Source organism: Terrabacter sp. RAF57, assembly GCF_052113925.1.
GTDB lineage: Bacteria > Actinomycetota > Actinomycetes > Actinomycetales > Dermatophilaceae > Terrabacter.
Window position 1 is genome coordinate 233,056 of sequence record NZ_JBFRDT010000002.1, and the last position, 20,199, is coordinate 253,254.

A 20,199-nucleotide genomic window follows, 5' to 3' on the forward strand; every position below is an offset into this window, starting at 1 on the left:
GGACGAGCCCGCGGACGTCACCCGACGGTGAAGACGACCTTGCCGAAGACATCGCCGTCGACCATCCGTGCGAAGCCGTCACGAGCCCGGGCGAGTGGCAGGACCGAGTCGACGACCGGCTCGATGCGTGCCTGCTCGACGAGGCGGGCCAGCTGCCCGAGCTCCTCGCGGGTGCCCATCGTCGAGCCGACGACGCGCAGCTGCTTGAAGAAGATCTTCGTCAGCTCGGCCTTCGCCGGGGCGTCGCCGGACGTCGCCCCGGAGATGACGATCGTCCCGCCGGGGCGGAGCGAGTTGACCGAGTGCGACCACGTCGCGGCGCCGACGGTCTCCATGACGGCGTCGACGCGGTCGGGCAGCCGCTCGCCCGAGCCGAAGACGCGGTCGGCGCCGATCTCGAGGGCCCGCTGACCCCGGGCCTCGTCGCGGGAGGTGGCCCACATCCGGTAGCCGGCGGCCGAGCCGAGCTGGATGAGCGCCGTGGCGACACCGCCACCGGCGCCCTGGACGAGCACCGTGCCGCCCGGCTGCACGCCGGAGTTGGTGAAGAGCATGCGGTATGCCGTGAGCCACGCCGTCGAGAGACAGGCAGCCGTCTCCCACGACATCGACGCCGGCTTCGGCACGACGTTGCCCTCGGGGACGAGGACCTTCTCGGCGAGGGTGCCGTCGTGCAGCTCTGACAGAAGGGTGCGTCGCGGGTCGAGGGTCTCGTCGCCGCGCCAGCCCTCCGAGGGGACGACGGCGTGGACGATGACCTCGTTTCCGTCGGCGTCGACCCCGGCGCCGTCGCAGCCGAGGACCATCGGCAGCCGGTCCGCCGCGAGGCCGACGCCACGCAGCGACCACACGTCGTGGTGGTTGAGCGCGGCGGCGCGCAGGTCGACGACGGTCCAGCCCGGGCGGGCCTCCGGATCGGGGCGGTCCCCGACGACGAGACCGGAGAGCGGGTCGGAGGCGGACTGACCGGCGGCGTAGGCAGCGAGCATTCCAGCACCATAGTGACCGGAGGCCGAACGGCGCCCCGGTAGGGTCCTGCCCGTGACCGACAACACCCCCGTGCGCCACGATCCCGCGCAGACGACGACGGCGACCCGGGACCGTGTCGAGTCGAGGGCCACCACGACCGGCCAGGCCTCCCGGGCCGGCGGTCGCGGCGCCGGTCAGCAGACCCACGGCGTCGACGCGCAGTCGGTCGCTCTCGTCGCCGTCTTCACGGCGCTCCTCGTCGCGGCCGCCGTCGTGCCCGGCATCCCCGTGGGCGGGTTCGGGGTGCCGATCACGCTGCAGACCCTCGCCGTCGTGCTCACCGGGCTCGTGCTCGGGCCCCTCCGCGGCGGACTCGCCGTGGCGCTCTACCTGCTGCTCGGCTTCGTCGGGCTGCCGGTCTTCAGCCGGGGTCAGTCCGGCCTGCAGGTGCTGAGCGGACCGACGGCCGGCTACCTCGTGTCGTTCCTCGTCGCGGCGCTCGTCGTGGGGGTCGCCGCCCGCGTGGTCGTCCGCCGCACCAACCGGTCGCTCTGGGTGCCAGTGCTCCTGCTCGCCTCCTTCGCGACGACCGTCGCGGTCGTCCACGCGCTCGGGGTCGTCGGGCTCATGGTCAACCTCCGGCTGCCGCTGTCGGCCGCGATCAGCGCGGACCTGCCCTTCCTCCCGGGCGACCTCGTCAAGGACGTCGTCGCGGTCGTCGCCGCCGTCGCCGTGCACCGCGCCTTCCCGGACGTCCTCGTGCGCCCGCGGCGCCCCCGCGCGTGACCCGTCCGTGACGGAGGTCCGCCTCGAGGCCGCGACGGTGACCGTGCCCGTCGACGGTTCGCCCGGGCAGCGGACGCGCACCATCCTCGGGCCCGTCGACCTCGTCCTGGCCGAGTCGCGGGTGACGGTCATCGGCGCCAACGGGTCGGGCAAGTCGACGTTGCTGCGCCTCCTCAACGGCCTCGTCACCCCGACGTCGGGCACCGTCACCGTCGACGCCCTCGACACGGTGCGTCACGGGGCCCGCGTGCGCCGGCGCGTCGCGTTCGCCTTCACCGACCCGATCTCCCAGCTCGTCATGCCCACGGGGCGCGAGGACGTCGAGCTCTCCCTGCGGCGGCTGCACCGGTCGCGCACCGACCGCCGGGCCGCCGCCGAGCGGGTGCTCGAGCGCTTCGGACTGGCCCACCTCGCCGACCAGAGCGTCTACGACCTGTCCGGGGGTGAGCGTCAGCTCATGGCCCTCGCCGTCGTCCTCGCCACCGAACCGGGTCTGCTCGTCCTCGACGAGCCGACGACGCTCCTCGACCGACGCAACACCCTCCGGTTGCGCTCCCTGCTCGACTCGCTCCCCCAGTCCGTCGTCCTCGCGACCCATGACCTCGACCTCGCCCTCCACGCCGACCGGACCCTCGTCGTCGACGAGGGGCGCATCGTCTTCGACGGTGAGCCGGGGACGGCCGTGGAGCGCTACCTCGCACTGTCCGACGCGCCGTGAACGGTCCCGGCATGTTCACGGCGCACGTCCCCGGCACGTCGGTGGTCCATCGAATGCCTTTGTGGCTCAAGCTCGTCGGCGTCCTCGTCGTCGGGGCGACGCCGTGGTTCGCGCAGTCGGTGTGGCCGCTCGCCGTCACGACCGTCGTCCTGGCCGGGGTCGTGCTGGCAGCGCGCCTGCCGTCCCGCCGCCTCGTGCGGTCGATGCGTGGCCTCCTCCCCGTCCTCGTCGTCCTGCTGGCCTTCCAGTGGTGGTCGCACGACCTCGCGTATGCCGTCCGCGTCGTCCTCGGCATCGTCAACGCGTTCGTCGCGGCGGGCATCCTCACGGCGACGACCCCGGTCACCGACCTGCTCGACGGCGTGGTGCGGGCGGCCYGCCCGCTGCGCCGCGTCGTCGACCCCGAGGTCGTGGCCCTCACCCTCGGCGTCGTCGTGCGCTCGGTGCCCTGGGTGGCCGGGTCGTTCTCCAGCGTGCGCGAGTCGGCCCGCGCCCGAGGCCTCGACCGCGACCCACGGGCCGTCGTCGTGCCGACGGTCGTGCACGTCGTCGCCTTCGCACGCTCGACGGGGGAGGCCCTCGCGGCCAGAGGACTCACCGACCCGGCCGACGACGACGCTCCCGGCCCGTCCGGGCCGGGAGCGTCGTCACGGTCGGCCGGCTAGCGCACTCCCCCGAGGACCCGGCCCGAGACGGCCTCGGCCACGGCCGGCGCCACGCGCTCGTCGAACACGCTGGGCACGATCCGGTCTGCCGTCGGCGCGTCGACGAGCCCGGCGATGGCGTGCGCTGCCGCCAGCTTCATCTCCTCGGTGATCCGGCGGGCCCCGGAGTCGAGCGCACCGCGGAAGATGCCCGGGAAGGCGAGGACGTTGTTGATCTGGTTCGGGAAGTCGGAGCGGCCGGTCGCGACCACCTCGGCGAAGCGGGCGGCGACGAGCGGGTGCACCTCGGGGTCGGGGTTGGCGAGCGCGAAGATGATCGCGCGCGGTGCCATCCGCAGGAGGTCGCGCTCGGCGACCGTGCCCCCGGAGACGCCGATGAGGACGTCGGCCCCGGAGAGCGCGTCGCCGATGGCGCCGGTCACCCCGTGCCGGTTGGTCACCTCCCGGAGCTCGCGCTTGTGGGTGGCCAGGTCGTCACGGTCGGGACCAAGCACGCCACGGGAGTCGACGACGACCACGTCGCCCACGCCGGCCGACACGAGGATCCGGCTCACGGCGACGCCGGCGGCACCGGCGCCGGAGACGACGACCGTGAGGTCGGCGAGGTCCTTGTCGACGACCCTGACCGCGTTGAGCAGGGCGGCCAGGGCCACGATCGCCGTGCCGTGCTGGTCGTCGTGGAAGACCGGGATGTCGAGACGGTCCTGGAGCCGGCGCTCGATCTCGAAGCACCGCGGCGCCGAGATGTCCTCGAGGTTGATGCCGCCGTACGTCGGTGCGATCCGCGCCACCGCGTCGACGATCTCGTCGACGCTGCCGGTCTCCATGCACACGGGGACGGCGTCGACGTCGGCGAAGTGCTTGAAGAGCACCGCTTTGCCCTCCATCACGGGCATGGCGGCCAGCGGTCCGACGTCGCCGAGCCCGAGGACGGCGGTGCCGTCGCTGACGACGGCGACGGTGTTGCGTCGACTCGTGTAGACGGCGGCCAGCGTCGGGTCGGCCGCGATGGCGAGAGAGACCTGGGCGACCCCCGGCGTGTAGAGGAGGGAGAGGTCGGCAGCATCGCGCAGCTCCGACGTGGCGTGTACCCCGAGCTTCCCGCCCACGTGGGCCCGGAAGACCGGGTCGCTGGGGTCGAAGAGCTGGCTGGTGGGCAACGCACTCATGCTGGAACACCTCGTTCGCATGGAGACGAAGAGGGCAGGCGCCCTCACTGGTGGACAGTGCCGGGGGTCTGGCCTGCAGGTTTCGTTCTCGCGACGGGGGTTGCCCGAAGTCGCCATCATGGCACGGCGACACGGACCGACCCAAGGGCCTCCGGCGCGGTGTGACCCCTGTCTCAGGCGTGGGCCGAGGAGCCGAGGGACTTCAGGAGGGCGTCGACGACGCGCGGGTCGTACTCGTAGCCGAGGCCGAGGTAGATGCGTTCGATGGCCGCCTCGCGCGCCCGAGCGCTGCGGGCGCCGGCCGTGAGGTCCTCGTAGGCGTTGACGACCTTGACGATGCGGCTCGTCAGGGGGATCTCCTCGCCGAGCTCGCGCACCTGGCGGTAGGGCGTCGTCTGGTGCTCGAGGATCCGCGCGACCCCCTCGAAGACGCCGGTCTCTCGGACGATGGCGACGGTGTCGGCCTCGATGCGCCGCTGGTCGGCCGGCGCCGCGAGGACGGTGGCGCCACCGGGGATCGGCTCGACGAGAGCCACCTGTCCGATGTCGTGGAGCAGCGCGGCGTACTCGAGGTCGAGCAGCTCGCGCTCCGACAGGCCCAGCTCGCGGCCGACCTGGACCGACAGGGCCGCCACGCGCTCGGAGTGCCCGGACGGGGTGTAGCCCGCGGCGTCGGTGAGTCGCGAGAGCGTCCGGATGCTCTGGAGGTAGGTGGCGCGGATGCTGACGTAGCGCCGGAACGCGAAGAGCGTCAGGACGAGCGGGATGAGGAAGAGCGGCAGTGCCACGATGCCGAGGGGCGGGGCGGCGAGCGCGATGAGGACGCCGGTGACCGCGACCGCGATCGACAGCGCGAACGACGAGCGGAACTCCTCGATGAACGTCCGACGCACGTTCGCGCCGGCCGACAGCCCACGGAGCAGGGAGGTGAACAGGGCATCCGTGACGAGGGCCAGCAGGCAGATCCCGAGCAGCAGCGCGGCACGCTGCTCAGGCGTGCCGAGCGTCTGGCGGGCCGGTGACCCCGGCGCCTGTCCGAGCACCGCGACACGGTAGACGAGCGTGGCGACGACGATGGCGACGAACCGTCCGGCCGTGTCGACGAGGCTCGTGTCTCGACGCGCCGCGACGCGCACCGTGGTCCCGAGCGCCATGGCCGTAGCCGTCACCGCGAGGGCGAAGGGCGCGCCGTACGGCAGGTGGACCTTGCCTGGCAGGTCGGTCGTCAGGGCGAGTCCGAAGGCGGCCGCCAGCGCGATGGGGGCCGCTCCCCTGAAGCCCGGCGCCGAGATGTGGAACCACTCGCCGAGCACGATCGTGACGGCGAAGGCGACGACGACCCAGATCGTCGCGGAGTCGTGCAGCGCGGGCACGTCGCCGCTCTGGACCGCGACGACGACGGTCACGAGCAGCCCCAGGACGCCGAAGATCCCGGCCAGGGGCTCCCGCCTCAGGGCGCCCTTCACGAGGCCACCGGCGCCGGCGAGCCGGCCGGCCAGCCGTGCTTGTCCAGCGCGATGACGGCGGCCGCGACGACGTCCGGGTCGAAGCGACCGGGGTCGCCACGCAGTCGCCTCGCAACCTCGGCGATCGAGACGACCGGGGCGGCACCGGGTTCCCGGATGACGTCGTCGATCGCGGTCGTGACGGCGACGATGCGCGCGGCGATGGGGATGTCCTGGCCCGCGCGTCCGTCGGGTCGGCCGGTCCCGTCGAAGCGCTCGTGCTGGTGGCGGATGCCGGACCGGGCGTCCTCGAGGAAATCGATGCCCTCGATCATCCGGGCGCCGACGACGCAGTGGCCGTCGATGACCCGCCGCTCGGTGGGGCTCAGCGAGGCCGGGGACCGGCGCAGCAACCGGGTGGCCACCCCCAGGTGGCCGATCTCGTGGAGCGTCGCGGCATACCGCACCGTGCCGATCTGGCCCGGTGTCAGGCCGAGCTCCTCGGCGATCCACTCGGCGAGCACGGCGGCGCGCCGGCTCCGGTCCACGGCGGCGGGCTCCTTGGTGCCGAGCGCGGTGACCAGCGTGTCGATGGTCCGCTCGTGCGAGCGGAGCTCCTCGCCGTACTGGATGAAGGCCCAGCGGGCGGCGAGCAGCGGGGCGAGCACGAGGAGGGCGCTGAAGGCGCCCAGCCCCGCGGGGTACCAGAGGATGACGAAGAGCAGCCCGATGATGCCGTAGCCCACGAAGGCGACTCCGGACCCGCTGAGCACGCGTCGCACCTGGACGCCGAAGGGGATGCCCTGGTCGAAGTGGATGACACCGGACAGCAGGGCAGCGTTGAGGAGGCACGCCACGACGTCGGCGGCGAACAACGGCCACCCGAGGTCCCGGGCGAGCGCGACGGTGCTCAGACCGACCGTCCCGCTCCCCTCGACGCCACCGAGCATGGCGTAGACCATCGCTCCGGCCGCGCCGACGAACCCGCTCATGGCGGCGTTGAACATCGTTGCAGTCCATCTGCGCTGTCGCCGGTCGATGAGCATCGAGACGCTGCCCACGAGCCAGGCCCCGAACGCGCCCACGATCGCGGCGGAGGCCAGCAGGATGATCGAGAGGAAGGAGAAGCTGATGCGCAGACCGACGTCGGGCTCGCGGATCTGGAAGCTGAGGATGCCCATCAGGCAGAGAAGCAGCAGGGGCCCCAGCCCGGGCCGCGGCAGGAACATCCAGGACGCCACTCCGGTCGCGACGGAAGTCGCGACGACGAGGGCAAGGTAGGCGGGCAACCACTGCGATCGACTGCTCGCGATGGGGACCGTGCTCACATCGTTCACGGTAGTGCGAAACGGCGCCACGGACGCACTGCGTCCGTGACGCCGTTCACCGGTTCTTCGGCTCAGCCGCCCCATCCCCAGATGCTGCTGAGCGAGATGAGCGCGCGCGTGGCGTAGTCGTTGGACGCAAGTGCCGACAGGAGGGCAGCGAACATGTGGGGGCTCCTTCATAAGTGGATGTTCCGGATGCGTGCGCCATGGAGGGGCGTTGCTGCGGCAGCACAGAACAACAGAGGTTTCCCTCGATGCTCAGGATGCCTTGCGCGCGCGGGCGCACGGAAGCAGATCCGGCGTATCCATGCCGGATCTATACGAAGATTTTAAGGTTTGCAGGGCATCCCTGCGACCAAATTGGCCACTCGCGCAGGATGTGGAAGAATCAGGTCTTCGTGTCCCGCACCGGGGCCCGAGACCACTGTACGACCCATTAGGAGCCGACGATGAGCAAGCGCGCCCGCAAGCGCCGCTCCCGCAAGGGCAACGCCGCCAACCACGGCCGCAAGCCCAACGCCTGAGCCGCAGACGTCAGAGGCCCGCACCCGAGCAGCTCGGGGCGGGCCTTCGTCGTCTCCGTGGGACCCGACGTGACGTCGTGGGCCGCTGATCAGCCGCGGTCGACCTGGATCATGGTCATCGAGATGCGCGACATGATGGTCAGGCGCAGCGCCTCCGGCGCCTGCTCGCACTCGCACGAACGCTTGATGAGGGACTTGAGGGTCGTGTCGAGGTCGTACTCCTTGAGGCACGGCCCGCACTCGTCGAGGTGCGCCTGGATCTTGGCGCACTCGTCGGGGCCCAGCTCGCCGTCGAGGTACTCGTAGACCCTCAGCAACGCCTCGGAGCAGTCGGTGCGCGTCATCGCGCTGTCCGACGCACCCTGTCCACCCGTCGTGTGGTCGTTCATGACCGGCTTCCTTCCGTGCCAGCAGCGATCCCCGCACCCATCGCGGCACCCTCGGAGGTGCCGGCCGCAGCGAAACCGCGGTCGGCGGCATACTCCGAGAGGAGCTCGCGCAGCTGACGGCGGCCGCGGTGCAGGCGGCTCATGACGGTGCCGATGGGGGTGTCCATGATCTCGGCGATCTCCTTGTAGGCGTAGCCCTCGACGTCGGCGAAGTAGACCGCGAGGCGGAACTCCTCGGGGATCGCCTGCAGGGCGCGCTTGACGTCGCTGTCGGGGAGGTGGTCGAGCGCCTCGGCCTCGGCGGACCGGAGGCCGACCGACGTGTGCGACTCGGCCCGCGCCAGCTGGTAGTCCTCGATCTCGGCCGAGTCGGACTCGAGGGGCTGGCGCTGCTTCTTGCGGTAGCTGTTGATGTACGTGTTGGTGAGGATGCGGTACATCCACGCCTTGAGGTTCGTGCCCGGCTTGTACTGGTGGAACGCGGCGTACGCCTTGGCGAACGTCTCCTGCACGAGGTCCTCGGCGTCGCTCGGGTTGCGCGTCGTGCGCAGAGCAGCGCTGTAGAGCTGGTCGAGCAGGGGMATCGCCTCGCGCTCGAAGCGCGCTCGACGATCGTGCTCGCTCTCGCTCGCGACGTCGACGGTCGCGTCGGCGCGCGCGAGGTCGTCGGGGTCGGCGGACGGTGCAGTCGCCGACCCCCGGGTCGTCGCGCTCGTGTCGGTGCTCGGGTCCGTCAGCCGCAGGGCAGCGCTCGGATCGGTCTTCTTGTCCTTTGCCATCGCCTCCCAGCCTAGACCGGTGGGCTGCGTCAGCAGACCGTGCTCGGTCGGCACGGTCGCGACGCTCTCGGGCTCACGGGTGGGGCAGGTGACCATGCTCCGTGCAACGACACCTAGCCGGGCAGCATTCCCGCGATCGTGCCAAGGGCCTCGGTGAGGGCGCTGCGCGAGCCCTTCGGGAAGCTGTGCGCGCCGGGGACCTCGACGAGCGTCGTGCCCACCGGCAGGTGCGCGCGCACCTCGTCGGGCGTGCCGAACGTGTCGTGGGTGCCCTGAACCACCCATGACGGCTCTGGCGCGAGCGCGAGCTCGTGGGCGCGCAGCTTCTCCGGCTGACCCGGCAGGTGGAGGGGGAAGCTGAGCAGGAGGCCGGCATCGGCCTCGAGCGGTCCGGCCGTGCGGCACGCCACGCGCGCGCCCGCACTGCGGCCGCCGACGACGAGGGGGCGCGGCAGGCGGCCCCGGCCGGTCATGAGCGCCTCGACGATCGGCACCCAGGCGACGTCGAGCGTGGGCGGGCGACCGGCCACCTTGCGACCGGCCACGAGCCACGGCTGCTCGACGAGCACGACCGCCCAGCCCGCGCCGACGAGCACCTCGCGGGCGATCGCGAGGTCGATCGCTCCGAGCCCTCCCCCGGCGCCGTGGCCGAGGACGACGGTGCCGCGTGGGCGTGCGGGTCGCTGGATGTGGGCGCGTCCGGGCCCGCCGGGCGTCTCGATCTCGCGAACCGCCTCACGGGCCGGTGCGCTCACGCGCCGACCACCTCACCGGTCATCGGGTCTACGACACCCTCGAGCTCGGACTCGGGGACGGGCTCGACGAGGGCGGGACCGTTGTTGCGCGTCGCACCCACCGCACGGCTGACCGGGTGCGCCTCGAAGCGTCCGGGCGCGGCGAACTCGAGGACGCCCTGGACGTAGCCCGGGTCCTTCTCGTCGGGATCGAGCCAGTGCTCCCACTGGGCGGGCTCGAGGACGAGGGGCTGGCGGTCGTGGATGCGGTCCATGCCGGGGTCGGCTGCGGTCGTGATGATCGTGAAGGTCGTCAACCACGCCGCCGGGTCGCCCTCGGGCAGCTCGCGGTCGCGCCAGAACTCGTAGAGCCCGGCGAAGGCGACGGGGCCGCCGTCGGCGCGGTGGATGAAGAAGGGCTGCTTGCGCGGCTTGCCCTTGGCGTCGACCGCGGTCGGCGAGACCTGCCACTCGTACCACCCGTCGGCCGGCACGAGGCAGCGGCGCGAGAGGGCGGCCTTGGCGAAGGCACCCTTGCCGAGCACCGACTCCGCGCGCGCGTTGGTCATGCGCAGACCCGTCGAGACGTCCTTGGACCACGCCGGCACCAGACCCCACGTGAGCATCCGGAGCTGCCGGGCGGGGACGGCCTCCTCGTCTGCGCCGTCGGTGCCTCCGGTGCCGCGCGGCCTCCGGGTCAGGACGACCGGCGCCTGCTTGGACGGGGCCATGTTCCAGTCGGGCTCGCCGGCCGGCGGGCTCTGGGGGTTCTTGAGCACGCTGCGCGCGGGCTCGTCGGTGTGGTCCTCGTCGACGTCGAAGGCCTCGATGAGCTCGTCGGGCCGCGCGCTCGCGGCATACCTCCCGCACATGCGCCACAGCGTATGCCGGGTGGCCGACGACATGGATCGTGACGGCATACCCGTCCGTCACGACCGCGACGACCCCGAGGGCCGGCGTGGGCGGCACGTCCTGCGCCCCGGGTATGTCGATACCGTAGGTGCCCACAGGTCCACGATGGTCACGACGCGTTCGAACGGGTCGCGGCCAGAGGAGGAAAACGCATGATCGTCCGTCGTCTCGCCCGCCCGCTGCTCGCATCCGTCTTCGTCGCCGCCGGCGTGGAGGCGCTCCGCCACCCGGCTGCGCGCACCGGCCAGGCCGCCCACCTGCTCCAGAAGGTGCCGGGCCAGGTGCCGGGGGCCGAGGTCGCCGCGAAGGACCCCGACCTCTTCGTCCGGGTCAACGGCGCCGCCCTGCTCGGCGGGGGGCTCCTGCTCGCCACCGGTCGGATGCCGCGGCTCGCCTCGACGGTGCTCGCCGCCTCGGTCGTGCCGACGACGGCGATCGAGCACGCCTTCTGGGAGGAGACCGACCCCACCCGCAAGGCGCAGAGCCGCAGCCTCTTCCTCAAGAACGTCGGTCTGCTCGGCGGCCTGCTCCTCGCCGCCGTCGACACCGAGGGCAAGCCGGGCCTGGCCTGGCGCGCCCAGCACGCCACGAAGACGACGCGCCGCGAGGCCCGTCACGCCCAGCGGGCCGCCAAGCGTGAGGCGCGCCTGCTCGCCCATCGAGCCCAGGACGTCGTGAGCTGAGTTGAGTCCCGCTGATCCATCGCCCCACCCCATGCCCGTGAGGGACGGCGCCACCGACGGCGCCACTCTGACCGAGGAGCCCGACTGGGCGGCGCCGCTCGCGCCCGGACCGCTCGATGCCACGGTCGTCCTGCCGGGCAGCAAGTCCCTGACCAACCGCTACCTCGTGCTCGCCGCACTGGCCAGCGACCGTTCACGGCTGCGGGCGCCCCTGCGCTCGCGTGACACGCTCCTCATGGCCGACGCGCTGCGCGCCCTGGGCGTACGCATCGACGACGTCCAGCCGGAAGGTGAGTCCGGCAGCGGTGGGGTCGGTGCGGTCGACAGCGTGCTCGACTGGGTGGTGACGCCGCCCGAGACGCTGAGCGGTGACGTGACGGTCGACTGCGGCCTGGCGGGCACCGTGATGCGCTTCCTGCCCGCCGTGGCGGCGCTCGCCGACGGACCGGTCCGGCTCGACGGCGACCCCCAGGCGCGGGTGCGCCCGATGGGGCCGGTCACCGATGCGCTGCGCGCGCTCGGGGTCGAGGTCGACGACCACGAGGGGCACCTGCCGGTCACGGTCCACGGGCGCGGACGGGTGCCGGGCGGGTCGGTGACGATGGACGCGTCGGCCTCGTCGCAGTTCATCTCGGCGTTGCTCCTCGCCGGGGCACGCTACGACGAGGGCGTCACGGTGCACCACGACGGCAAGCCGGTGCCCAGCGAGCCGCACATTCTCATGACGGTCGAGACGCTGCGCGACGCGGGCGCGATCGTCGACGACAGCGAGCCCGACACCTGGCGTGTCGAGCCTTCGGAGATCAACGCCCTCGACGTGTCGGTCGAGCCGGACCTGTCCAACGCCGGGCCCTTCGTCGCGGCGGCGCTCGTCGTCGGCGGGACGGTGCGGGTGCCCGGATGGCCCCAGCACACGACCCAGGCCGGCGACCTCCTCCGCGAGATCCTCGACACCATGGGCGCCGACGTGCGCCTCGACCGCTCGGGACTCACGGTCGTCGGCAGCGGTGAGCTCGTCGGCATCGACATCGACCTGCACGACGCCGCGGAGCTGACCCCGACGGTGGCTGCACTCGCGGCGCTCGCGTCGACGCCGACGTGGATCCGGGGCGTGGCCCACATCCGCGGCCACGAGACCGACCGTCTCGCGGCCCTCACGGCAGAGCTCGGTCGGGTCGGGTCGCACGTCACCGAGACCGACGACGGGCTGCGCATCTCGCCGGCACCCTTGCACGGTGGCCGGTTCCGCACCTACCACGACCATCGCATGGCCACCGCAGGCGCGATCATCGGACTGCGCGTGCCCGGCGTGCACGTCGAGGACATCGACACGACCCGCAAGACGCTGCCCGACTTCGTCGGGCTGTGGCAGGGCATGCTCGACGGCTCACGCCCGGTGGTGCTCACTCGATGAGCTGGCGGGACCTCGACGAGGGAGACATCCGGGTCCGCCCCAGTCGCAAGGGGTCCCGGCCCCGCACGAAGGAGCGGCCCGCCCACGCGGACGCCGTCGTCGCCATGGTCATCGGCGTCGACCGTGGCCGCTACACGTGCCTCATCCCCAAGGGTTCGCTCGGCAAGAAGGAGCCCGAGCGCGTCGTCACGGCCATGAAGGCCCGTGAGATCGGCCGCACGAGGGTCGTCGTCGGTGACGACGTCGCGCTCGTCGGCGACCTGGCAGGCGGTCCGGACGCGCTCGCCCGCATCGTGCGCATCGAGGAGCGTCGGTCGGTGCTGCGACGCACGGCCGACGACACGGACCCCTACGAGCGGATCATCGTGGCCAACGCCGACCAGCTCGTCATCGTGACGGCCCTGGCCGACCCCGAGCCGCGGCCGCGCATGGTCGACCGCTGCCTCGTCGCGGCCTACGACGCGGACCTCGAGCCGCTGCTGGCGCTGACGAAGGCCGATCTCGTCGACCCGAGCGACTTCCTCGCGCACTACACGCCGCTCGAGGTCGAGCACGTCGTGACGTCGTGGAAGGACGGCGACTTCTCCGGCCTCGAGGACCTCCGCGCCAGGCTCTCCGGCAAGGTCTCCGTCCTCGTCGGGCACTCCGGCGTCGGCAAGAGCACTCTCGTCAACGGCCTCGTCCCCGGCGCCCTGCGCGCCACCGGCGTCGTCAACGACACGACCGGCCGCGGGCGCCACACCTCGACGAACGCCGTGGCACTGCGGCTGCACGGTGCCGACGGCTCCGACGACGGCTGGGTCATCGACACGCCGGGCATCCGGTCGTTCGGACTCGCCCACATCGACGTCGACCACATCATCGACCACTTCCCCGACCTCGCCGAGGGCACCGACAACTGCCCCCGCGGCTGCACGCACGACGAGGAGGAGTGCGCGCTCGACGCCTGGGTGGCCGACGGTCACGCCGGACCGGCCGGCGCGTCACGTCTCGAGTCGCTGCGTCGCCTGCTCAGCAGCCGGAGCACGACCGAGGAGCACTGAGCCGCAGCGACCTTCGTCGTCGGGCTCATCGCCCCTGCTCGGACCGATCCCGCTAGGTTGAGCCGGTGACCTCCTACGACGACGACCTTCGTCTGGCCCATGTCCTCGCGGATGCCGTCGAGAGGGTGACGATGGCACGCTTCCGTGCCGCCGACCTCGTCGTCGAGAGCAAGCCGGACCTCACGCCCGTCACCGACGCCGACCGGGCCGCCGAGGAGCTCGTCCGGCTGCAGCTCAAGCGCACCCGACCGCGTGACGCCGTCGAGGGCGAGGAGTTCGACACGACCGGGCACGGTCCGCGGCGGTGGATCATCGACCCCATCGACGGCACGAAGAACTTCGTCCGCGGCGTGCCCGTGTGGGCCACGCTCATCGGCCTCGTCGTCGACAACGTCCCGGTGCTGGGCCTCGTCGCCGCGCCGGCCCTGCAGCGTCGCTGGTGGGCCGCGACCGGCTCAGGCGCTTGGAGCGGCCGCTCCCTGTCGTCGGCCAAGCGCATCTCGGTGTCCCAGGTCGGACGGCTCGGTGACGCGTCGCTGTCGTACTCCTCGCTCGCCGGCTGGCGGGTGCGCGGCCGGCGTGACGACTTCCTCGACCTCATGGACGACTGCTGGCGGACCCGTGCCTACGGCGACTTCTGGTCCTACATGCTCGTGGCCGAGGGTGCCGCCGACATCGCGGCCGAGCCCGAGCTCGCCGTCCACGACATGGCCGCGCTCGTCGCGATCGTGCAGGAGGCCGGTGGGCGGTTCACCGGACTCGACGGCAAGGACGGCTGCTGGAGCGGCAACGCGCTCGCGACCAACGGCCTGCTGCACGACGAGGTGCTCTCGCGCATCGGCACCACGCCTGCCTGAGGCCGCCCTGGTCGGGATGCACTGGGCGGGTTGCTCTGGGCGGGGTGCTCTGGGCGGGCTGCGCTGTCCGGCATAGCCTTTCGGCATGAGCACCGACTCCGCCGACCCCGCCGACTCCGCCGACCCCGCCGACTCCTCCGTACCCGCCCCGGCGGTCCCCGTCGCATCGGTCCGCCCTGCCCGCGAGGCTGACGTGCCAGCGCTGGCCGAGGTCGCCGCAGCGACGTTCGTGCTCGCGTGTCCGCCGTCGATGACGCGTGACCGTGTCGAGGCGTTCGTCGAGGAGGTCCTCTCCCCCGCCCGCTTCACCGACTACGTCACCGACGCCCACCGCCACGTCCTCCTGGCCGAGCGCGACGGGACCGCACTGGGGTACGCGATGCTCGTCGCCGGCGACCCACAGGACGAGGACGTCAGCGCCGCGATCCGGCTCCGCCCGACCGTCGAGCTGTCCAAGATCTACGTCCTGCCGCAGGCTCATGGCACGGGCGCTGCGGCGCTGCTCATGAGCCGATCCCTGGACTGGGCACGCGACTCCGGCGCCGCCGGCGTGTGGCTGGGCGTCAACCAGCAGAACGAGCGCGCCCAGCGCTTCTACGGCAAGAGCGGCTTCGACCGAGTCGGCACCAAGCGCTTCCTCGTCGGCGGTGTCTACGAGGACGACTACGTCATGGAGCGCCCGCTCTAAACAGCCGACACACACTCCCCGGTTCGAGGTGATGCCGAGACGCACCCGGGGGTCGGCATCACCTCGAACGCGAGGTCGTTTCGGGGTCAGGCGTCGGTGACTACGGTGACGTCGCCGAGGCCGAGGGCCTCGATGGCTGGCAGGTGGGCTGCGGCGTCTCCGACGACGACGATCGTCCACCCGGCTCCGGGTTCGCCACTGCCGATGCCGGCTCCTTCGGCGAAGCGGGCGTAGGCCGCCTCGACCCGGCTGCGGTCGACGGTCGCGAGGTCGCGGAGGTTGTCGGTCGTGAACGCGGTGGTGCGACCGTCGAGAGCCATGCCCACCGCCTCGTCGGCGATGGAGTCAGCGGTGGCGTAGCGACCCGGCGCAGTCTTGGAGATGAAGTCGACACCGGAGCGGATCTCCTTGTCGCTGAACCCGTCCCGGCCGCTCTCGAGGATCTCGACGAGGAGCCTCAGTGATTCCGCGGTCGAGTCGGCGCGCACGGAGCCGGACGTGAGGAACACACCGCCGCGACGCCGCGGGCGGAAGCTCGACCGGATGCCGTAGGTGTAGCCCTTCTCCTCGCGCAGGACGGCGTCGATGCGAGCGTTCGGAGAGCCTCCCAGGACGAAGCCGAGCACGGGGTAGGGCGCCCAGCCACCCTCGACGGAGCGGTCGGGTCCAGGCGCGCCGATGACGAACTCGGTCTGCACCGAGCCCGGGCGGGACACGAGGACGATGCGACCGCGGTCGGGCGCGAGGGCGGCGGCGTGCTGGAGGTAGCGCTCCCGGTCCCGCGGACCGTGGGCCCACCCACCGAGGGCGGCCTCGACGAGGGCCGGCACGTCGAGCCCGTCGAGGTCCCCGGCGACGACCACCGTGCCGCCGGCGGCGACGACGTGCTCCGCATGGAAGTCCACGACGTCGTCTCGCGTGATCGACGAGACGGTCTCGCGCGTGCCGCCCGTGGGCCTGGACGAGCGGTCGTCGGAGGCGTAGAACGTGCGGACGAACTCGAGCCCGGCGCGGTGCGCGGCGACCGAGCGCTCCTGCTCGATCTCGGCGAGACGGGTGCGCACCTGGCGGGCGACCTCGGTCTGCGGGAAGGCCGGCTCGGTGAGGATCTGACGGAGCAGGTCGAGCGCGGGCTCGAGGTTGCCCTTGACGACGTCGAGGTCGAGGGAGAGACCGGCGTCCGCCATCCCCGCCCCGAAGCTGACACCCTTGCGCTCGAGCAGCCGGGCGAACTCCTCGGCCGTGTGCTCTGCGGTGCCCTCGTCGAGGGTGCGGGACATGATCGAGGCCACGCCCTCGCGCTCGCGCGGCTCGTCCCGGAGCGACACGGGCAGGCCGAGGCGCACCGAGACGACGTACTGGCCGGGGACGTCGTAGGTGAGCAGGCGCAGGCCGTTGGGCAGGTCGTGGGCGCTGCCCTCGGGGAAGTCCCACGGCTCGGGCGGCGCGACGACGGGGCGGGCGACGGCGGTCATGCGGCCTCCTCCGAGTCCTTGTCGGTGCGGTCGGTGTCGTCGTGCTGGTCGGCGTCCTTGCTCGTGTCGGCGAGGTAGCGCACGACCGCCCGCGACGCGGGGTCGAGCCACGCCGCCGCGGCGGCGCGGGCCTGCTCTGCGGTCACCGCGCGGATGCGCTCGACGAAGGTGTTGACGTATGCCGGGTCGCCCGTGAGCAGCGCGTGGTGGCTGATGTGGTCGGCGCGCTCCTCGATGCTCGCGAGCGCGCTCAGCCACGAGCGTTCGGTGTCGGCGATGACCGACTCGAGCTCGGCGTCATCCGGCCCCTCCTCGATGAAGCGGCGGATCTCCTCGCACACCGCGGCCTCGACCTTCTCGACGTCGGCGCCTGCGGACACGTCCACGGTGATGGTGCCGAGGCCGACGCCGTCGACGAGTCCCATCGTCCAGCCACCCACGGCCACGGCGGTCTCGTCGGTGCGGACGAGACGGCGCACGAGCCGAGAGCTCGCCAGGCCGCCGAGCACGTCGACGGCGACCTGGCAGGCGAGGTAGTCGGGAGTCGTGTCGACGGGGAGCCGGAAGGAGACGTAGATCCGGTCGTTGGGGACGTCACCGACGCGGTCGAGCCGGACCGGCTCGGAGAGCGGTGGCAGCTGCGCGTGCCGCTCCCGCGGGTGCAGCTCGATGGCCGGGAGGCCGCCGAAGTACGTCTCGGCAGCGGCGAAGCCCTCCTCCGGGGTCACGTCGCCGACGAGGGTCAGGACGGTGTTGTTGGGCCCGTAGTGCGCGCGGAAGAAGGCGTGGACGTCCTCGAGCGTCGCGGCGTCGAGGTCTTCCATCGACCCGATCGTCGGGTGGTGGTAGGGGTGGTCCTCGGGGAACGCGGTCGCGTAGATGTCGATGAGCGCCGAGCCGTAGGGCACGTTGTCGTAGCGCTGGCGCTTCTCCTCCTTGACGACGTCGCGCTGGTTGTCGAGGTTCTCCTGCGTCACGGCGTCGAGGAGGTGGCCGTGCCGATCGGCCTCGAGCCACAGCGCGAGCTCGAGTGCACCGGTCGGCACCGTCTCGAAGTAGTTCGTGCGGTCGAACCACGTCGTGGCGTTGAGCCGCGCACCCTCGTCCATGAGGGCCGAGAAGTGCTCGCCCGACGCGACGGCGCGGCTGCCCTGGAACATCAGGTGCTCGAAGAGGTGAGCGAAGCCGGTGCGTCCGGGGGTCTCGTGGCGGGAGCCGACGCCGACCCACAGGTTCACCGCGACGTTGGGCACCGTGTGGTCCTCGCTGACGATGACGCGCAGGCCGTTGGCGAGCGTGTGCTCCGCGAGCGGGTAGGAGATCGCTGTCACGGATCGACCCTATGCGACGGAGCGCGGGAGGTGACGAGTCGTGAACGCAACACCTGGGCGTCGAGTGCGTGCAGAATGCGGAGGCACCTCCCGCCGCCACCACCCCGCCACGACTGGAGTCCTCACGTTGACCGACTCGCCACAGGACGGCTCCATGCCGAAGCCTGCACACACCTCGAGCCTCCGGCGCTTCGGCCCGTTGCTGCTTGCGGTCCTGGCCTTTCTGGTCTTCCGCGCCGTGACCTCCGACGATGCCGCCCAAGACATCTCAACGGGCCAGTGCGTCACTGCGGACCCGGCCCGAGACGTGCGGGCCGTCGACTGCTCGGACCCGTCCGCTCTGGGCAGGGTCGTCTTCGTGCAGCGAGAAGCGTTCACCGACGACTCCTCGGTCCGCCGCATCTGCGCCGATCACGGCTCGACACGCGCGTTCACGAGTGCCGTGTCGCAGGGCGGCACCGGGACGGTCGTGTGCGTCGTGCCGCTCACATAACCGCACCCTCGCCACACTCGCCATCTCAGATAACTAATAGTTATGCTCTTCTCGGCTAGCATCACCATGCGGTATGCTTGGGTCATGGCTGGAGCCCCGGAGAACGACCTGCTGACCACGATCCGCGCGAGCGTCATCGGCGACGACCAGGTGATGCACGGCCCCTACGGCCCGCGCCGCGTCACCTACGCGGACTACACCGCGTCGGGCCGCGGCCTGACCTTCATCGAGGACTTCATCCGCGACGAGGTGCTCCCCCGCTACGCCAACACCCACACCGAGAGCTCGGGTACCGGGCTGCAGACGACGCGACTGCGCGAGGACGCCCGGCGCACCATCCGCGACGCCGTGGGTGGTGACGACGAGACGGTCGTCGTCTTCGCCGGTTCGGGCTGCACCGGGGCCATCGACAGGCTCGTCGGAATCCTCGGCCTGCGCATCCCGTCGAACTTCGAGGACCGTTGGCACGCCAGCGATCTCGTGCCCGCCGACCAGCGGCCGGTCATCTTCATCGGGCCCTACGAGCACCACTCCAACGAGGTGATGTGGCGCGAGTGCGTCGCCGACGTCATCGTCATCCCACAGGACCTCGACGGGCACGTCGACATCGAGGTGCTCCGCGAGCGTCTCGTCGAGCACGCCGACCGGCCCCTGCTCATCGGCTCGTTCTCTGCCGCGAGCAACGTCACCGGCATCGTCACCGACACCGACGCGATCTCCTCCCTGCTCCACGCGCACGGCGCGCTCGCGTTCTGGGACTACGCCGCGGCCGCGCCGTACGTCGACATCGAGATGTACGGCCGGGGCGGCCGGGGCGTCGCCGACCCGATGGCATACAAGGACGCCATCTTCCTCAGCCCGCACAAGTTCATCGGGGGCCCGAGCACGCCCGGCGTCCTCGTCGTGCGCCGCGACCTCATGACCAACCGAGTGCCGGACGTGCCCGGGGGTGGGACCGTCGCCTACGTCAACCCCGACGCCCACGACTACCTCACCGACCCCGCGCACCGGGAGGAGGGCGGCACACCCGCCATCATCGAGGCCATCCGCGCCGGGCTCGTCTTCAAGCTCAAGGAGGCCGTCGGCGTGGAGACCATCCGCGCCCGCGAGGACCACTTCCTCCAGCGCGCGGTCACGGCCTGGCGCGACGAGCCCGCCATCGAGATCCTCGGCAACCTCGAGGCCGAGCGCCTGTCGATCGTGTCGTTCGTCGTCCACGCGCAGGGCGAGCGCTACCTCCACCACAACTTCGTCGTCGCCGTGCTCAACGACCTCTTCGGCATCCAGGCCCGCGGCGGCTGCTCGTGCGCGGGGCCCTACGGCCACTATCTCCTGGGCATCGACCTCGAGCGCTCGCACGAGTTCGAGCGCGAGATCGGGCGCGGCTGCGAGGGCATCAAGCCGGGCTGGGTGCGGGTCAACTTCAACTACTTCATCTCCGACGTCGTCGCCGACTACGTCATCGAGGCCGTCCGCCTTGTGGCCCGCGACGGCTGGCGACTGCTCGGCGACTACGACTTCGAGCCAGCCACAGGGCTCTGGCGCCACCAGGACGGGCCTGTCGAACCCCCGCTGCGGCTGCACCAGGTGAGCTTCGAGCAGGGCCACCTGACCTACCCCGCGCAGCTCGAGAGGGCTGGCGAGGACGCACTCGCCGGACACCTCGCCGACGCGCGTGCGGTCCTCGCCGCCGCGACGCCGGAGCGGTGCGACGAGGCGCACGTCAACGTCGACTTCGACCACCTCAGGTGGTTCGAGCTGCCCGTCCGCAGCCTCTCTCGCTGAGGCGGAGGGCGC

The 20,199-nt window shown here is 71.9% G+C and carries 21 protein-coding genes; 11 read left to right on the forward strand and 10 right to left on the reverse strand.

Annotation, left to right across the window (positions count from 1 at the left end; genetic code table 11):
- Nucleotides 1-17: 17 nt before the first annotated feature.
- Nucleotides 18-989: a zinc-binding dehydrogenase gene (locus tag AB4Y83_RS02905; protein ID WP_056770642.1), complete on the reverse strand. Its 972-nt coding sequence runs from the start codon at nt 987-989 to the stop codon at nt 18-20.
- Nucleotides 990-1,041: 52 nt separating this feature from the next.
- On the opposite strand from AB4Y83_RS02905, the gene AB4Y83_RS02910 reads away from it, so the two are divergent.
- Genes AB4Y83_RS02910 through AB4Y83_RS02920 form a run of 3 tightly spaced genes read left to right on the forward strand, consistent with a single transcriptional unit; the run spans nt 1,042 to nt 3,138 of the window.
- Nucleotides 1,042-1,755, forward strand: a complete 714-nt coding sequence (locus AB4Y83_RS02910; protein WP_442295975.1) for a biotin transporter BioY — start codon at nt 1,042-1,044, stop codon at nt 1,753-1,755.
- 7 nt (nt 1,756-1,762) lie between these two features.
- The gene (locus AB4Y83_RS02915; protein ID WP_442275048.1) at nt 1,763-2,473 is read left to right on the forward strand and encodes an energy-coupling factor ABC transporter ATP-binding protein; all 711 of its coding nucleotides are present in this window, start codon (nt 1,763-1,765) and stop codon (nt 2,471-2,473) included.
- 11 nt (nt 2,474-2,484) lie between these two features.
- Complete coding sequence (locus tag AB4Y83_RS02920) at nt 2,485-3,138, forward strand: energy-coupling factor transporter transmembrane component T family protein (protein WP_442295976.1); 654 nt, start codon at nt 2,485-2,487, stop codon at nt 3,136-3,138.
- Here AB4Y83_RS02920 and AB4Y83_RS02925 read toward each other — a convergent pair.
- From AB4Y83_RS02925 to AB4Y83_RS02935, 3 genes are all read right to left on the reverse strand, one after another.
- A complete protein-coding gene (locus AB4Y83_RS02925) occupies nt 3,135-4,307 on the reverse strand; it encodes an NAD(P)-dependent malic enzyme (RefSeq protein WP_442275050.1) in 1,173 nt (390 codons plus the stop codon). The genes AB4Y83_RS02920 and AB4Y83_RS02925 overlap by 4 nt on opposite strands.
- 173 nt (nt 4,308-4,480) lie before the next feature.
- Entirely contained in the window at nt 4,481-5,773 is a 1,293-nt protein-coding gene (locus AB4Y83_RS02930; RefSeq protein ID WP_442295977.1) for an HD-GYP domain-containing protein, read from the reverse strand.
- Nucleotides 5,770-7,080, reverse strand: a complete 1,311-nt coding sequence (locus tag AB4Y83_RS02935; protein WP_442295978.1) for an HD-GYP domain-containing protein — start codon at nt 7,078-7,080, stop codon at nt 5,770-5,772. The genes AB4Y83_RS02930 and AB4Y83_RS02935 overlap by 4 nt, the downstream gene beginning before the upstream one ends.
- A gap of 449 nt (nt 7,081-7,529) precedes the next feature.
- Here AB4Y83_RS02935 and AB4Y83_RS02940 point away from each other — a divergent pair, with 449 nt between their 5' ends.
- Nucleotides 7,530-7,604, forward strand: a complete 75-nt coding sequence (locus AB4Y83_RS02940) for a 50S ribosomal protein bL37 (RefSeq protein WP_369791897.1) — start codon at nt 7,530-7,532, stop codon at nt 7,602-7,604.
- 89 nt (nt 7,605-7,693) lie between these two features.
- On the opposite strand, the gene rsrA is transcribed toward AB4Y83_RS02940, so the two are convergent.
- The 4 genes from rsrA to AB4Y83_RS02960 are packed head-to-tail and all read right to left on the reverse strand — an operon-like array spanning nt 7,694 to nt 10,378.
- The gene (gene rsrA, locus AB4Y83_RS02945) at nt 7,694-7,993 is read right to left on the reverse strand and encodes a mycothiol system anti-sigma-R factor (protein WP_056770661.1); all 300 of its coding nucleotides are present in this window, start codon (nt 7,991-7,993) and stop codon (nt 7,694-7,696) included.
- Nucleotides 7,990-8,868, reverse strand: coding sequence for a sigma-70 family RNA polymerase sigma factor (locus AB4Y83_RS02950; protein WP_442295979.1), 879 nt, complete (start codon nt 8,866-8,868; stop codon nt 7,990-7,992). The genes rsrA and AB4Y83_RS02950 overlap by 4 nt, the downstream gene beginning before the upstream one ends.
- Nucleotides 8,869-8,885: 17 nt before the next feature.
- Nucleotides 8,886-9,527 carry an alpha/beta hydrolase family protein gene (locus AB4Y83_RS02955; RefSeq protein ID WP_442275054.1) on the reverse strand — a complete coding sequence of 214 codons (642 nt, stop codon included), beginning with the start codon at nt 9,525-9,527 and terminating at the stop codon, nt 8,886-8,888.
- On the reverse strand, nt 9,524-10,378 hold the full coding sequence (locus AB4Y83_RS02960; protein WP_442275377.1) for an SOS response-associated peptidase: 855 nt from the start codon (nt 10,376-10,378) through the stop codon (nt 9,524-9,526). Before AB4Y83_RS02960 ends, AB4Y83_RS02955 begins: the two co-directional genes overlap by 4 nt.
- Before the next feature lie 192 nt (nt 10,379-10,570).
- Here AB4Y83_RS02960 and AB4Y83_RS02965 point away from each other — a divergent pair, with 192 nt between their 5' ends.
- From AB4Y83_RS02965 to AB4Y83_RS02985, 5 genes are all read left to right on the forward strand, one after another.
- Nucleotides 10,571-11,101, forward strand: coding sequence for a DoxX family membrane protein (locus AB4Y83_RS02965; protein WP_442275055.1), 531 nt, complete (start codon nt 10,571-10,573; stop codon nt 11,099-11,101).
- Between the two features lie 31 nt (nt 11,102-11,132).
- Entirely contained in the window at nt 11,133-12,515 is a 1,383-nt protein-coding gene (gene aroA / locus AB4Y83_RS02970) for a 3-phosphoshikimate 1-carboxyvinyltransferase (protein WP_442275056.1), read from the forward strand.
- Nucleotides 12,512-13,558 carry a ribosome small subunit-dependent GTPase A gene (gene rsgA / locus AB4Y83_RS02975; RefSeq protein WP_020143035.1) on the forward strand — a complete coding sequence of 349 codons (1,047 nt, stop codon included), beginning with the start codon at nt 12,512-12,514 and terminating at the stop codon, nt 13,556-13,558. The genes aroA and rsgA overlap by 4 nt, the downstream gene beginning before the upstream one ends.
- 65 nt (nt 13,559-13,623) lie before the next feature.
- Nucleotides 13,624-14,415, forward strand: coding sequence for a histidinol-phosphatase (hisN, locus tag AB4Y83_RS02980; protein ID WP_056824182.1), 792 nt, complete (start codon nt 13,624-13,626; stop codon nt 14,413-14,415).
- A gap of 85 nt (nt 14,416-14,500) precedes the next feature.
- The gene (locus tag AB4Y83_RS02985; RefSeq protein ID WP_442295980.1) at nt 14,501-15,103 is read left to right on the forward strand and encodes a GNAT family N-acetyltransferase; all 603 of its coding nucleotides are present in this window, start codon (nt 14,501-14,503) and stop codon (nt 15,101-15,103) included.
- Between the two features lie 86 nt (nt 15,104-15,189).
- Here AB4Y83_RS02985 and AB4Y83_RS02990 read toward each other — a convergent pair whose 3' ends face one another.
- Entirely contained in the window at nt 15,190-16,578 is a 1,389-nt protein-coding gene (locus AB4Y83_RS02990) for a M16 family metallopeptidase (RefSeq protein ID WP_442275059.1), read from the reverse strand.
- Nucleotides 16,575-17,909, reverse strand: a complete 1,335-nt coding sequence (locus AB4Y83_RS02995) for a M16 family metallopeptidase (protein WP_442295981.1) — start codon at nt 17,907-17,909, stop codon at nt 16,575-16,577. The genes AB4Y83_RS02990 and AB4Y83_RS02995 overlap by 4 nt, the downstream gene beginning before the upstream one ends.
- A 154-nt stretch (nt 17,910-18,063) precedes the next feature.
- On the opposite strand from AB4Y83_RS02995, the gene AB4Y83_RS03000 reads away from it, so the two are divergent.
- Complete coding sequence (locus AB4Y83_RS03000) at nt 18,064-18,402, forward strand: hypothetical protein (protein ID WP_442295982.1); 339 nt, start codon at nt 18,064-18,066, stop codon at nt 18,400-18,402.
- An 84-nt stretch (nt 18,403-18,486) separates the two neighbouring features.
- On the forward strand, nt 18,487-20,187 hold the full coding sequence (locus AB4Y83_RS03005; RefSeq protein ID WP_442275061.1) for an aminotransferase class V-fold PLP-dependent enzyme: 1,701 nt from the start codon (nt 18,487-18,489) through the stop codon (nt 20,185-20,187).
- The last annotated feature ends 12 nt before the right edge of the window (nt 20,188-20,199 follow it).

Bases quoted from the DNA above. Each gene is read 5' to 3' on its own strand.
- AB4Y83_RS02905 (WP_056770642.1), bottom strand. From the start codon at position 989: ATGCTCGCTGCCTACGCCGCCGGTCAGTCCGCCTCCGACCCGCTCTCC.
- AB4Y83_RS02925 (WP_442275050.1), bottom strand. From the start codon at position 4,307: ATGAGTGCGTTGCCCACCAGCCAGCTCTTCGACCCCAGCGACCCGGTC.
- rsrA (WP_056770661.1), bottom strand. From the start codon at position 7,993: ATGAACGACCACACGACGGGTGGACAGGGTGCGTCGGACAGCGCGATG.
- AB4Y83_RS02960 (WP_442275377.1), bottom strand. From the start codon at position 10,378: ATGTGCGGGAGGTATGCCGCGAGCGCGCGGCCCGACGAGCTCATCGAG.
- AB4Y83_RS02965 (WP_442275055.1), top strand. From the start codon at position 10,571: ATGATCGTCCGTCGTCTCGCCCGCCCGCTGCTCGCATCCGTCTTCGTC.
- aroA (WP_442275056.1), top strand. From the start codon at position 11,133: ATGCCCGTGAGGGACGGCGCCACCGACGGCGCCACTCTGACCGAGGAG.
- rsgA (WP_020143035.1), top strand. From the start codon at position 12,512: ATGAGCTGGCGGGACCTCGACGAGGGAGACATCCGGGTCCGCCCCAGT.
- AB4Y83_RS02985 (WP_442295980.1), top strand. From the start codon at position 14,501: ATGAGCACCGACTCCGCCGACCCCGCCGACTCCGCCGACCCCGCCGAC.
- AB4Y83_RS02990 (WP_442275059.1), bottom strand. From the start codon at position 16,578: ATGACCGCCGTCGCCCGCCCCGTCGTCGCGCCGCCCGAGCCGTGGGAC.
- AB4Y83_RS03000 (WP_442295982.1), top strand. From the start codon at position 18,064: ATGCCGAAGCCTGCACACACCTCGAGCCTCCGGCGCTTCGGCCCGTTG.
- AB4Y83_RS03005 (WP_442275061.1), top strand. From the start codon at position 18,487: ATGGCTGGAGCCCCGGAGAACGACCTGCTGACCACGATCCGCGCGAGC.